A 12261-nucleotide genomic window follows, 5' to 3' on the forward strand; every position below is an offset into this window, starting at 1 on the left:
GCTACCGGTCACTTCCCCGGAGGTCATCCGCTGTCCCTTTCCGGCCGCACCGGCACCAGCGCCGGATCGTCGAACACCGCCTGCAGCGCGACGTGCGCGCCGCCGCGCGAAGCCGCGGAGAAGCCGAGCCAGGACAGCTCGACGCGGCAGCCCCCGATGCGCGGGGCGATCACCCGGGTCTCCAGCTCGGTCAGCATCGGGCCGAGCAGGTACGGGCCCAGCTGCGCGAAGTAGCCGCCGAGCAGCACCACGCGCGGGTTGAACACGTTGATCAGCACGGCCGCGCCGACCCCGAGGCCGGTGCCGACCCGCGCGAGCGCGTCGAGCGTCCGCTTGTCCTTCAGTTCGGCGCGACGGCGGATCATGTCGAGCCGTTGTTCGAGGTCGAGCGACGGGTCGTGCACCGGGTCGGCCGGTGAGGCGGCGAGCCGCAGCATCCCGGCCAGCCCGACGAGCGTCTCCCAGCAGCCGCGGCGCCCGCACCCGCAGATCCGGCCGGTGGGGTCGACCTGGATGTGCCCGACCTCGCCGGCGAATCCCTCCGCGCCACCGAGCAGCCGTCCGCCGGAGATCACTCCGCCGCCCACGCCGATCTCGCCGGTCAGGTACACGAGGTCGGCGGTGCCGGCCATGCTGCCCATGGCGTACTCGCCGAGCGCGCCGAGGTTCGCGTCGTTGGCCGTGCGGATCGGGAACGACGGCGGGCCCAGCCGCCGGGTCAGCCGCTCGGTGATGCCGCGGACCACCTGGACGTCGGTCCAGTGCAGGTTCGGCGCGAAGGCGACGGTGCCGCTCTCGTCGACCAGCGCCGGGACCCCGACGGTCACGCCGGCCGGCACGACCCCGAGCCGCCGGCATTCCCGCAGCGCCCGCGCGGCCAGCTCCGCGCCGGCGTCGAGCACCTTCGCCACCGGAAGCGCTTGGACGTCGAGCGCCACGCGTTGTTCGAAGAGCACGGTGCCGGTGAGGTCGAGGGCGAGCGCGGTCAGGTAGTCGACGTTGATCTCGACGCCGATGCCGCCGACGCTTCGGCCGTCCAGCTCGACGATCGTGCCCGGCCGCCCGACCGCGCCGGCGCGTTCCCGCTCGCCTTCGCGAGCCAGCCCGCGCTCGACGAGCTCGGCGACGAGGCTCGAGACGGTTCCCTTGTTCAGCCCGGTGTCCGCGGCGATCGCCGCGCGCGAGCGGGGTCCCGCGTCCCGCAGGTGCCGCAGCACCAGCGCCAGGTTGCTCCGGCGGACGGCGGCCTGGTCGGCCGGGCGCACCGGTTTGAGGGAGAAGGAGGAGTCCACGCCGACACCACCCCGGTTCGTCTGGTGGTTCAACAAATTAGGTGCGGCGAAACGATCGGGTCAACGAGGGCAGCCGGCGCCTTTCGGGCACAAAAGCCACAGAAATCGTTCTGACCAGCGAAACTATCGAACGCAGGCAGCAAAAGGGTCCCACGGATGGAGCAGGGGTTAGGGCGCGTGTCCGCCCCAATCCCACCGCCGAACGGGACCGACTTCCGTCGTGTCCCGCTGACCGGGACACCGCGGGCTTTGCCGCGCGCTCTGCCGCGGACGTCGCGAAAGTGTCGTGACCGCCCTGAAAATTTCAGCAAGTCCGGCTCGGCCCGGCCGGCTCCGAGCGCCCCAATGTGGCGTTGGGTGCGCCAGACGCACCGAACGCCACGTTGGGTGCGCTAGACGCACCGAACGCCACATTGGGTGCGCCAGACGCAACCAACGCCACATTGGGGCGCTGGGTCAGCGGGTGAAGGTGAGGGTGCCGAGCGCGGCGACCAGCGGTGCGAGTTCCGGGAGCGTCGCCGCTTCGGCGAGGGCTTCCGCCAACGCCGTGTCGTGCGTGGGGCGGGCCGCCGTCAGGAGGGCCTGGCCCGCCGGCGTCACCTCCGTGTAGATGCCGCGGCGGTCGTCGGCGCAGAGGTAGCGGGCCAGCAGCCCGCGGCCCTCCAGCCGCGTGACCAGCCGGGTGGTCGCCGACTGGCTGAGCACCACCGCGTTGGCCAGCTGGTTCATCCGCAGGTGGAAGCCGTCCTGGCGGGCCAGCGCGTCGAGCACGCTGTACTCGCTCACCGACAGCTCGTGGTCGCGTTCGAGCGCGCGCTGCAGCCTGTCCTCGATCCTCGCGTGCAACGCGGCCAGCGTGCGCCAGCCCTGCGCGCGGGCTTCGACGGCGTCGTCGTCCAGTGACACGGTTCACCTCTCCCGGGCTTGCGCGTACTCCCTTGCACGCCGCAGTATCAAGCTTGTGCAATATACGGCGTATGCAACTATCTCGGACGCTCGTAGTTGCTCACGCTCATCAGTCTACTCCGGAAGAAGGAAGTCCATGCCCGCCGCTCTGCTCGCGCTCGCGATCAGCGCTTTCGGGATCGGCACCACCGAGTTCGTGATCATGGGCCTGCTGCCCGAGGTCGCGGCCGACTTCGGTGTCTCGATCCCGTCCGCAGGCCTGCTCATCTCGGGCTACGCGCTCGGCGTCGTCGTCGGCGCGCCCGTGCTCACCGCGCTCGCTTCACGGGTCCCGCGCAAGACCGTGCTGGTCGCGTTGATGGGCCTGTTCATCGCGGGCAACGCGCTCTCGGCGCTGGCCCCGAGCTACGGCCTGCTGATGACCGGCCGCGTGGTCGCCGCCCTGAGCCATGGCGCGTTCTTCGGCGTCGGCTCGGTCGTCGCCGCGTCGCTGGTCGCCCCGGCCAAGCGGGCCAGCGCGATCGCGCTGATGTTCACCGGGCTGACCGTGGCGAACGTGCTCGGCGTACCCGCCGGCACCGCGCTCGGCCAGGCCTTCGGCTGGCGCTCGACGTTCTGGGTGGTCAGCGCCCTGGGCGTGGTCGGCGCGATCGGCATCCTCGCCCTCGTGCCGCACCAGCCGAAGAGTGACAACGTCGGCCTGCGCGGCGAACTCGCCGTGTTCCGCCGCCCGCAGGTGTGGCTCGCCCTCGCCATGACGGCGCTCGGTTTCGCCGGCGTCTTCGCGTCCTTCACCTACATCGCGCCGATGATGACCGAGGTCGCGGGCTTCTCGAGTGGTGCCGTCACCTGGCTGCTCGTGCTCTTCGGCGCCGGGCTGTTCGCCGGCAACCTGCTCGGCGGCAAGGCCGCGGACCGCAAGCTGATGCCCAGCCTGTACGTCATCCTCGCCGCGCTGGCGCTCGTGCTCGTCGCGTTCGTCTTCACCGCGCACGCGAAGGTGCCGGCCGCGATCACGATCGCGTTGTTCGGCGCGGCGGGGTTCGCGACCGTCCCACCGCTGCAGGCCCGCGTGATGGCCAAGGCCGAGGGCGCCCCGGCGCTGGCCTCGGCGGCGAACATCGCCGCGTTCAACCTGGGCAACGCCGGCGGCGCGTGGCTCGGCGGCCAGGCCATCGGCGCCGGCCTCGGCTACACCGCCCCCAACTGGATCGGCGCCGTGCTCGCCGCGGCGGGCCTCGCCGTGGCGCTCGTCTCCGGCCTGCTCGACCGCCAGGCCCCGGCTAGTTTCGCAGCCGGGGAACGGGTACCCGCCCGATGAACCACCCACCGAAAGGAACCTCAGTGACCAGCGTGCCCGTGATCGAACTCAACAACGGCGTGCGGATGCCCCAGCTGGGCTACGGCGTGTTCCAGGTCCCGGACGACGAGACCGCCACCGCCGTGAAGGCCGCGCTCGAAGCGGGCTACCGCAGCATCGACACCGCCGCCGTCTACGGCAACGAGAAGGGCGTCGGCCAGGCCATCGCCGAGTCCGGCATCGCCCGCGACGAGCTCTTCGTCACCACCAAGCTGTGGAACTCCGCCCAGGGCTACGACTCGACGCTCAAGGCGTTCGACAAGAGCATGGAAAAGCTCGGCCTGGAGCAGCTCGACCTCTACCTGATCCACTGGCCGACGCCGGAGCGCGACAAGTACCTCGACACGTGGAAGGCGTTCGAGAAGCTGCACGCCGACGGCCGGGTCCGCGCGATCGGCGTGTCCAACTTCCAGCCCGCGCACCTCACGCGGCTGCTCGACGCGGCCGACGTCGCGCCGGCGGTGAACCAGATCGAGCTCCACCCCTACCTGCAGCAGCAGGAGGTCCGCGAGTTCGACGCGAAGCACGGGATCGCGACCGAGGCGTGGAGCCCGCTGGCCAAGGGCGGCTCGCTGCTGGGCGACCCGGTGATCGCGGACCTGGCGGTGAAGCACAGCCGCACGCCGGCGCAGATCGTGCTGCGCTGGCACCTGCAGCTCGGCAACGTGGTGATCCCGAAGTCCGTGACGCCGTCGCGGATCGAGGAGAACTTCGACCTGTTCGGGTTCACCCTCGCGGAGGATGAGCTGGAGTCGCTGACCCCGCTGGACCGCGGCGAGCGCACCGGCCCGGACCCGGACACGTTCAACGCCGCCTGAGCGCGTCCACCGGAAAGCCGTGAATGTCGCATCGAGGGACTTCAAGTCCCTCGATGCGACATTCACGGACTTGTGTCACCGCTTGCGGCCGACCCCGCCCAGGGTCAGGAAGTTCAGCTCGCTCAGCGCGTGGATCCGGGGCCCGTCCGGCCACCATTCGTGCGGGTAGACCAGCCCCGGCCGGAGCAGTTCCGTGCCCTCGAAGAACGCCGTGATCTGCTCGCGCGTGCGGTACACGCTGCCCAGCCCGGTGCCCTGGAAGCTCGTCTCCAGCAGCCGCGCCAGCTCCTGGCGGGGCGAGTCCTCTTCCGGGTCGAAGTGGTGCGTGAGCAGCAGGTACGAGCCGGGCGCGAGCGCCGCCACGTACTCCGCGACGATCGACTTCGCGCGCTCGTAGTCGTCGATGTGGTGGATGATCGAGGTCAGGATCAAAGCCACCGGCCGGGTGAAGTCGAGGTACTCCTTGACGACCTCGTCGGCCAGCGTCTCGGCCGGACGGGTCAGGTCGGCGCCCGTCACGTGGGTCAGGTAGTTCTCCTCGAGCAGCGCCCGGCCGTGCACCTGCACGACCGGGTCGTTGTCGACGTACACGACCTGCGCGTCCGGGTTGTACCGCTGGGCCACCTGGTGGGTGTTCTCCGCCGTCGGCATCCCGGAGCCCAGGTCGAGGAACTGGTCGATGCCGCGTTTCCCGGCGAGGAACCGCACCGCGCGCACCAGCCAGTCGCGGTGCTCCTTCGCCATCGCCCGCGCGCCGGGCGCGATCGCCAGCAGGCGGCGCATCGCTTCGCGGTCGACCTCGTAGTGGTCGTGACCGCCCAGCAACGCGTCCGACAGCCGGGCCAGGCTCGCCTTGGTGAAATCGAGGGACGCCGAGCCTCCCTCGGTCCCGGACCGCAGGTCGCCAGGCGTCATCGGCTGTTCTCCCTCGTCTGCGGCGCCGGCCCCCTGCCCGGGCCCGGCCCCCTGTGTCCGGCAACGGACAGTGCACAGACTACGACATGGCGTTCATCAAGTGAACCGGGCCGAAGGGCCTTGACTACCAGGGACAACTACCCCATCGGGACCTCGCGCCACAGGTGTCCGCCGTCCGTTGTCCGATACAGGGCGGAGCCGCCGTCGGCGTCCGGCTGGCCGTCGACGACCACGCCGGTGCCGCCGCCGGGGAAGTCCAGATCGGACAGGCTGAGCCCGCGGTCGGACAGCACGCTCGTCGTCCAGGTGCGGCCGCCGTCGGCCGTGCTGTGCAGGAACCCGGTGCCACCACCCTCCGCCGCGACCGTCGCGGACGCCGGCGACGCCGCGGCGAAGCCCTGCGTGATCCCGGCGAAGGGGGCCGCGTCCCCACCGCTGAACGTCCCGCCGAGCTTCGCCGCGTGCCGCAGCCGCCGCTCGGTCGAGCCGGGCTGCGGCGAGCCGGGGCTGCTGCCGCACAACGCCACGACCTGCCGGTCGCGGACCCCGGCCAGCGAGGCGACCGACCCGGCCGGGCACGGCGGTTCGGCCGGGGTGAAGCGGACGCCGTCGCGCGAGGTCCAGTACTTCTCGGTGCCGTAGTCCGCGCCGAGCGCGACCTGCAGGCCACCGCCGGCGGCCAGGTCGCCGTAGGTGATCCCGCCGGTGGCCACGAAGCCGGGTACCGGGACCAGCACCGGCGAGCCGGCGACGCCGGAGTACAGCCGCGTCGAACCGCGTCCCGCGCCGAAGGTGGTGAGGACGGCGAAGACCCGGCCGGCGGTTTCGGTGATCTTCGAGAGGTAGTAGGGCTCCCGCGCGCCGAGGAGGTCGACGGGGTGCCAGTTCGCACCGCCGTCGCGCGTCGTGCGCACGTGGACGCCGTCGCTGACGTACGCGACGCGATCGCCGGCGAAGGTCAGCGCGACGTGGTTGTGGTTGTCCGGCAACGGCATCGGCGGTGCGCCGAACCGGCGCCAGTGTGCCCCGCCGTCGGTGGTGCCCAGCAGCGCCGGGCACCACGACCCCGCGCACGGCGAGTACCCCAGGACGTAGCCGGTGTCCGGGCCGGTCCAGCTCGTCGAAGCGGGCCGGAACCCTCTCGGGACAACGGTTTCCGCGGTCGCGGGCGAGACGGACACGGCCAGGAGGGTGAGGACGGACGCGAGCAGCGCCGGGAGTCTCATGATCACACGGACGTGCCGCGCGGGCCGGGGTTGCGCGTCGAAGGTGAGGTTCTCCTCGCGCGGCTCAGCGGGCCGCGGCCGGCCGGGCGCCGAGCTCGGCGCCCGCGGGTGAGCGGTGGCCGGTGGTCACGTCAGGCCCTCGGTGAACGAGGCCACGAAGCGCAGCAGGTCCGCACCGGCGGCGAGGTCGCCGTGCACGATGATCTTCATGGTGGCGCGCTCCTGGTCGTAGAGGGTTTCGACGCGCAGGGGCCGTTCACCCCCGTCCCGCGGGCCGTTCACCGAGGCCCCGACGACGGTGGCGATCCGGTCGGCCGTCGCCCGGTCGACGCCGGCGACCTCGGCGACGCCCGAAAGCTCGGCGACGGGCCGGTCCGGCCGCGGTTCGGTGACCGGCAGCCCGGTGAACGCCTCCAGGTCGTCGGCGGCGATCCGGTACTGCTTGCCGATCCGGACCGCCTTGAGCCGCCCGTCCCGCACGTAGTTCCGGACCGTCCGGACGTGCAGCCCGAGCTTCGCGGCGACCTGTTCGACGGAGAAGACCTCCTGCGCCATGACCCTCCTCGTTCCGCAAACGACCCTAACACGGCCAGAGGAGGGACAGTTTGGGGAATAGACGGTTCGCTCACCCGGGTGACGGGTATTCCCCGGTGTTGCTCCCGCTCGCCCAGGTACGTCCACATCGGACAGTCGAAAGGACGGCGACGTCGATGCCGTATCCCCCGCCCCCCGAACCGTACGAACAGCCGTACGAACCGGCTCCGGCCGAAGAAGTCGTGGAGCGCACCCACCCGCGCATCCGGATCGTGCGCACGGTCAACGCCCTCATCCACCTCGTGTGCGGGGTGTTCGCGCTGGTGCTCGCCGTGCACATCCTGCTGGTGTTCGGCGAGGCCAACGCGGCGAACGGCTTCGCGCACCTCATCTCCGAGTGGTCGTCCGGCGTCTCCCTCGGCCTGCGCAACCTCTTCACCCCGGACAACGAGAAGTTCCGGGTCTTCTGCAACGACGGCCTGGCCGCGGTCATCTGGCTGGTCATCGGGGCCGTGCTGACCGACGTCATCACGCGCATCGGCGTGCCCGGCCCGAAGCGGGTCTGGTACCGGCGCCGCAGCTACTACGGATGACGCGCAAGAAGCCTCCCCGGTCACGACCGGGGAGGCTTCTTCACGCGGTGGGTCAGCTCTGCCGAGGCTGTTCGGCGACCGTCTCGACGGGCTGCGGTTGCGGCTGCGGCCGGGCCTCGGCGGCGTCGGCCGGCCGGGGAGCGGGAACGCCCTGGGCGGCGACCACGTCGAAGTGCTCCCGGCACCAGCGGCCGTAGCGGCGTGCCTGCACTGTCATTGCGTCCACCTCCTCTCCACGGGCGATCCTGGTCACTCCCTCAGCGTCCTCCGCCCCGGGTCCGAAAGCCAACAGATTTAAGCGGGACTTAAGGACACGGCCGGGTGAACGTCCACAAAGGACGTCAGCCCGCGAACTCCCGCACGACCGTCCGGCAGAACGCCGGCAGGTCGTCCGGATTGCGGCTCGAGACCAAGCCGTTGTCGACTACTACTTCTTCGTCGACGACGGTGGCCCCGGCGTTACGCAGGTCGGTCCGGATGCTCGGGTACGACGTCAGCGTGCGGCCACGCACGACATCCGCTTCGACGAGCGTCCACGGACCGTGGCAGATGACGCCGACCGGCTTGCCCGAGCGCACGAAGTCGCCCGCGAACTTGACCGCGTCGGGGTTCGTCCGCAGGTTGTCGGGGTTCATCGTGCCGCCCGGCAGCAGCAGCGCGTCGAAGTCCCCGGGGTCCACGTCGGCCACCTTGCGGTCGACCGGGAACCGGTCGCCCTTGTCGATGTCGCCGTTCATCGCCTGGATCTCACCGGTGTCCAGCGAGACCAGCTCGACCGTCGCGCCCTCGTCGAGGACGGCCTGGCGCGGCTTCTCCAGCTCGACCTGTTCGACGCCGTCCGCGGCCAGGATCGCGACGCGGCGTCCTTGCAGTGCGTTCGCCATGGAATTCCTCCGTCGGGGTCAGTGCACGAAGGAACTACCCGCTCGAAACGCGGCCAAACCAGGTCCACAGTGGACACAATGGACCCAGTCGACTCAGTGGACTCAGTCGGAGCACTCGATCGCCAGGACGGCGATGTCGTCGTGGGCGGAGCTGCCCAGCCAGTCGCGCACGGCCTGCCGCAGCCGCCGCACGACCTCGCGGGCGGGCTCGCCCGCCGCGGTCGCCAGCACCGCGCGCAGCCGGTCGTCGCCGAAGAGCTCCGTCGGGTCGTGCCGGTTGCGGGCCTCGGTGATGCCGTCGGTGTAGAGCAGGCAGACGTCGCCGTGCTCCAGCCGCACCTCCGCCTCGGCGAACCGGGCCTGCGGCGAGATCCCGACCAGCGTCCCGGGGACGGTGACCTCCTCGACCACGCCGCCCCGGCGGACGATCAGCGGCGCCGGGTGGCCGCCGGAGGCCAGCGTCAGGCCGACGCCGCCGTCGGACGGCCGGGCCGTGCCGAGCACCAGCGTGGCGAACCGGCTGCTGCCGCCGGCGATGAGCAGCTCGTTGAGCAGCCGGAGCAGCGTCCGGCCGTCGCGCTCGACCATCGCGAGCGCCGTCAGCGCGTGCCGGACCCGCCCGGTCAGCGCCGCGGCCTCGGCGCCCTTGCCGCAGATGTCGCCGAGCACCAGGAACGCGCTGCCGTCGTCGTGCGCGAGGACGTCGTAGAAGTCGCCGCCGACCGCGAGCACCCCGGCCGCCGGCTCGTACCAGGTCTCGAACCGGGCGCCGTCCAGCTCGGGCGGGTCGACCGGGCGCAGCGTGGTCTCCAGGCCGCGCGTGGCCTCTTCCTGGCGGGCGTAGCGCTGCGCGTTGGCCAGCGCCGTCCCGGCCGCCTTCGCGAACTCGACCACCGCGCGGCCCTGCTCGGCGCCGAACTCGGGGTCCGCCTTGCGGCCCAGCAGCAGGGCGCCGGTGACGCCGGCACTGGCGTTCGGGCCCAGCGACACCACCGCCACCTCGGCGTGCCCGGCGAACCGGTCGGCCACCACCGAGGGCAGGGTGGCGATCTCGGGCTCGGGCACGGCGGCCGGCTGCGGCTTCCCGGTGGCCGCGAACGTCGCCGCCAGCACCGGCGCGACCTGCGCCGGGACGCGCCGGATCCGGCCGTGGCCGTGCGCCGACGGGCGCTCGCAGCTCCACCACTCCCACCGGCCGCGGGTGGTCGGCAGCAGCACGAAGACGGTCTCGGCCAGCGCGGAGGCGGCCAGCTCGGCGATCACCCGCGCGGTGCCGTGGCGCCCGCGCGCGGCGGCCAGCCGGGGCCCGGCCTCGGCGAGGAAGTCGCCGACGTGCCGCTGCGGGACGTCTTCCGCGGGGACGGTCCAGGCGTGCCAGCCGCCCGGCAGGGCACGGATCCGGGCCGGACGACGACTACCCGCCACGTCGACATGCCCGACCACCTGGCTTACGGGGGTCCGGGTGGCGGAGCCCCCGGCCAGGGGCGAAGCCCCTGATGTCGGGGTCTCGGCGACCGGGTGCAGCCGCGGCTCGGCGCCGCCGGTCAGCGTCTGCCCGGCCGGGTTCGCCCAGCGCAGCACCCCGTCGGCGTCCTGGAGGAACACCGCGTCGCGCACGTCTTCGAGGACGGCCCGCCCGAAGGCGTCGAAGCCGGGCGGCGCGTCCTCACCGGTCATCGGCGGCAGGGGCGCCGAGGCCGAGGCCGGACGTGACACCATGCACGGACCTCCTGCCTCCGGACTGCTATCGCACGGCTACCGCGTGAGCGGGCGGACTGGCTCGAAGTGTAGGGCGAATCATGACACGCTGGGTCATGGACCATGGCTGGCGCATGCGTGGTGGAGAGGGTCGGCACACATGACAACGGAATCCCAGAGCGAGGCGGCGGCGCTGGAGCGGCTGCTCGTGGCGGTGCGGGATCTCGGGGACGGCAACTTCCGCCGGCGGCTCGTGCCGCACGGCGACGGCATCTCGGCGCAGCTCGCGGTCGCGTTCAACGACATCGCCGAACGCAACCAGCGGCTGGTGAGCGAACTGCTGCGGGTGCGCGCGGCCGTCGGCCAGGACGGCAGGCTGAGCGAGCGGGTGGAGGCCGAGGTCGGCCCCGGCGGCTGGAGCACGGCCGTCGAGAGCGTCAACGGCCTGGTCGAGGACCTCACGCGGCCCACGATCGAGCTGGACCGCGTGCTCGGCGCGGTCGCCGAGGGTGACCTCTCCCAGCCGATGACCCTCACGCTGGACGGCCGTCCGCTGCAGGGCGCGTACGCGACGCTGGCGAAGACGGTCAACGGCCTCATCGCGCAGCTGTCGAGGTTCGCCGCGGAGGTGACGAGGCTCTCCCGCGAGATCGCGGGTGAGGGACGTCTCGGCGGCCAGGCGGTCGTCCCGGGCGTGTCCGGGACCTGGCGCGACCTGACCGATTCCGTCAACTTCATGGCCGACAACCTCACCGAGCAGGTCCGCAACATCGCCCAGGTCACCACCGCCGTCGCGCGCGGGGACCTGACCCAGAAGATCAACGTCGACGCCCGGGGCGAGATCCTCGAGCTCAAGAACACCATCAACACGATGGTGGACCAGCTGTCGTCGTTCGCCGACGAGGTCACCCGCGTCTCCCGCGAGGTCGGCTCCGACGGCAAGCTCGGCGGCCAGGCCCAGGTCCCGGGCGTCGCGGGGACCTGGCGCGACCTCACCGACTCGGTCAACCTGATGGCCGACAACCTGACCGACCAGGTCCGCGGGATCTCCCAGGTGGCGACCGCGGTGGCCAACGGCGACCTGACGAAGAAGATCGACGTCGACGCCCGCGGCGAGATCCTGCAGCTGAAGAACACGCTGAACACGATGGTCGACCAGCTCTCGGCGTTCGCCGGTGAGGTCACCCGCGTGGCGCGCGAGGTCGGCAGCGAGGGCAAGCTGGGCGGGCAGGCCGAGGTGGCCGGCGCGGCCGGGACGTGGCGCAGCCTGACCGACTCGGTCAACCAGATGGCCGACAACCTCACCGACCAGGTCCGCAACATCTCGCACGTGACCACGGCCGTGGCGAAGGGCGACCTGACCCAGAAGATCACCGTCGACGCCCGCGGCGAGATCCTCGAGCTCAAGACGACCATGAACACGATGGTGGACCAGCTGTCCGCCTTCGCCGACGAAGTCACCCGCGTCGCCCGCGAAGTCGGCACCGAGGGGCAGCTGGGCGGGCAGGCGCAGGTCCCGGGCGTCGCCGGCACCTGGCGCGACCTCACGGGGTCGGTGAACTTCATGGCGAACAACCTGACCACCCAGGTCCGCAACATCGCCCAGGTCGCCACGGCCGTCGCGCGCGGCGACCTGACGCAGAAGATCGCGGTGGACGCCCGGGGCGAGATCCTCGAGCTCAAGACCACGCTCAACACGATGGTCGACCAGCTCTCCGCCTTCGCCGACGAAGTCACCCGCGTCGCCCGCGAAGTCGGCACCGAAGGCAAGCTCGGCGGCCAGGCCACCGTGCCCGGCGTCGCCGGGACCTGGAAGGACCTGACCGACAACGTCAACTTCATGGCGAACAACCTGACCGACCAGGTCCGGAACATCGCCACGGTGACGTCGGCGGTCGCGAAGGGCGACCTGACCCAGAAGATCTCGGTCGACGCCCGCGGCGAGATCCTCGAGCTCAAGACCACGCTCAACACGATGGTCGACCAGCTCTCCGCCTTCGCCGACGAAGTCACCCGCGTCGCCCGCGAAGTCGGC

The 12261-nt window shown here is 71.8% G+C and carries 12 protein-coding genes; 4 read left to right on the top strand and 8 right to left on the bottom strand.

Translation table 11 applies throughout. From position 1 onward, the window contains the following. Window positions 1-23: 23 nt before the first annotated feature. Window positions 24-1292 carry an ROK family protein gene (locus ACZ4TR_RS17735; RefSeq protein WP_465288004.1) on the bottom strand — a complete coding sequence of 423 codons (1269 nt, stop codon included), beginning with the start codon at window positions 1290-1292 and terminating at the stop codon, window positions 24-26. Between the two features lie 456 nt (window positions 1293-1748). Beyond that, entirely contained in the window at window positions 1749-2198 is a 450-nt protein-coding gene (locus ACZ4TR_RS17740; RefSeq protein WP_465288005.1) for a MarR family winged helix-turn-helix transcriptional regulator, read from the bottom strand. 136 nt (window positions 2199-2334) lie between these two features. Here ACZ4TR_RS17740 and ACZ4TR_RS17745 point away from each other — a divergent pair, with 136 nt between their 5' ends. After that, window positions 2335-3519 carry an MFS transporter gene (locus tag ACZ4TR_RS17745; RefSeq protein ID WP_465288006.1) on the top strand — a complete coding sequence of 395 codons (1185 nt, stop codon included), beginning with the start codon at window positions 2335-2337 and terminating at the stop codon, window positions 3517-3519. 23 nt (window positions 3520-3542) lie between these two features. Further along, window positions 3543-4376, top strand: a complete 834-nt coding sequence (locus ACZ4TR_RS17750; protein WP_364526709.1) for an aldo/keto reductase — start codon at window positions 3543-3545, stop codon at window positions 4374-4376. Window positions 4377-4451: 75 nt separating this feature from the next. Here the strand turns inward: ACZ4TR_RS17750 and ACZ4TR_RS17755 are convergent, their stop codons facing one another. The 3 genes from ACZ4TR_RS17755 to ACZ4TR_RS17765 form a co-directional block, all read right to left on the bottom strand. Further along, window positions 4452-5291, bottom strand: a complete 840-nt coding sequence (locus ACZ4TR_RS17755) for an SAM-dependent methyltransferase (protein WP_465288007.1) — start codon at window positions 5289-5291, stop codon at window positions 4452-4454. 137 nt (window positions 5292-5428) lie between these two features. Next, a complete protein-coding gene (locus ACZ4TR_RS17760; RefSeq protein WP_465288008.1) occupies window positions 5429-6523 on the bottom strand; it encodes a beta propeller repeat protein in 1095 nt (364 codons plus the stop codon). A gap of 120 nt (window positions 6524-6643) precedes the next feature. Beyond that, entirely contained in the window at window positions 6644-7072 is a 429-nt protein-coding gene (locus tag ACZ4TR_RS17765; RefSeq protein WP_465288009.1) for a helix-turn-helix domain-containing protein, read from the bottom strand. A 155-nt stretch (window positions 7073-7227) separates the two neighbouring features. Between ACZ4TR_RS17765 and ACZ4TR_RS17770 the strand changes: the two genes are divergently transcribed. Next, complete coding sequence (locus ACZ4TR_RS17770) at window positions 7228-7644, top strand: hypothetical protein (RefSeq protein ID WP_364526855.1); 417 nt, start codon at window positions 7228-7230, stop codon at window positions 7642-7644. 52 nt (window positions 7645-7696) lie between these two features. On the opposite strand, the gene ACZ4TR_RS17775 is transcribed toward ACZ4TR_RS17770, so the two are convergent. The 3 genes from ACZ4TR_RS17775 to ACZ4TR_RS17785 all read right to left on the bottom strand — a co-directional run bounded on the left by ACZ4TR_RS17775 (window position 7697) and on the right by ACZ4TR_RS17785 (window position 10247). Beyond that, a complete protein-coding gene (locus ACZ4TR_RS17775) occupies window positions 7697-7861 on the bottom strand; it encodes a hypothetical protein (RefSeq protein ID WP_364526857.1) in 165 nt (54 codons plus the stop codon). A gap of 124 nt (window positions 7862-7985) precedes the next feature. Further along, window positions 7986-8528, bottom strand: a complete 543-nt coding sequence (locus tag ACZ4TR_RS17780) for a type 1 glutamine amidotransferase domain-containing protein (protein ID WP_364526859.1) — start codon at window positions 8526-8528, stop codon at window positions 7986-7988. Window positions 8529-8630: 102 nt separating this feature from the next. Then, window positions 8631-10247: a SpoIIE family protein phosphatase gene (locus tag ACZ4TR_RS17785; RefSeq protein ID WP_465288010.1), complete on the bottom strand. Its 1617-nt coding sequence runs from the start codon at window positions 10245-10247 to the stop codon at window positions 8631-8633. A gap of 139 nt (window positions 10248-10386) precedes the next feature. Between ACZ4TR_RS17785 and ACZ4TR_RS17790 the strand changes: the two genes are divergently transcribed. Then, window positions 10387-12261, top strand: a 1875-nt coding sequence (locus tag ACZ4TR_RS17790; protein WP_465288011.1) for a HAMP domain-containing protein, incomplete at its 3' end; no start/stop codon positions are given.

Source organism: Amycolatopsis sp. NPDC028719, from assembly GCF_055565395.1.

Excerpts from the sequence above, each read along its gene's own strand:
- ACZ4TR_RS17780 (WP_364526859.1), bottom strand. The coding sequence starts at position 8,528 with ATGGCGAACGCACTGCAAGGACGCCGCGTCGCGATCCTGGCCGCGGAC.
- ACZ4TR_RS17775 (WP_364526857.1), bottom strand. The coding sequence starts at position 7,861 with ATGACAGTGCAGGCACGCCGCTACGGCCGCTGGTGCCGGGAGCACTTC.
- ACZ4TR_RS17765 (WP_465288009.1), bottom strand. The coding sequence starts at position 7,072 with ATGGCGCAGGAGGTCTTCTCCGTCGAACAGGTCGCCGCGAAGCTCGGG.
- ACZ4TR_RS17745 (WP_465288006.1), top strand. The coding sequence starts at position 2,335 with ATGCCCGCCGCTCTGCTCGCGCTCGCGATCAGCGCTTTCGGGATCGGC.
- ACZ4TR_RS17755 (WP_465288007.1), bottom strand. The coding sequence starts at position 5,291 with ATGACGCCTGGCGACCTGCGGTCCGGGACCGAGGGAGGCTCGGCGTCC.
- ACZ4TR_RS17785 (WP_465288010.1), bottom strand. The coding sequence starts at position 10,247 with ATGGTGTCACGTCCGGCCTCGGCCTCGGCGCCCCTGCCGCCGATGACC.
- ACZ4TR_RS17770 (WP_364526855.1), top strand. The coding sequence starts at position 7,228 with ATGCCGTATCCCCCGCCCCCCGAACCGTACGAACAGCCGTACGAACCG.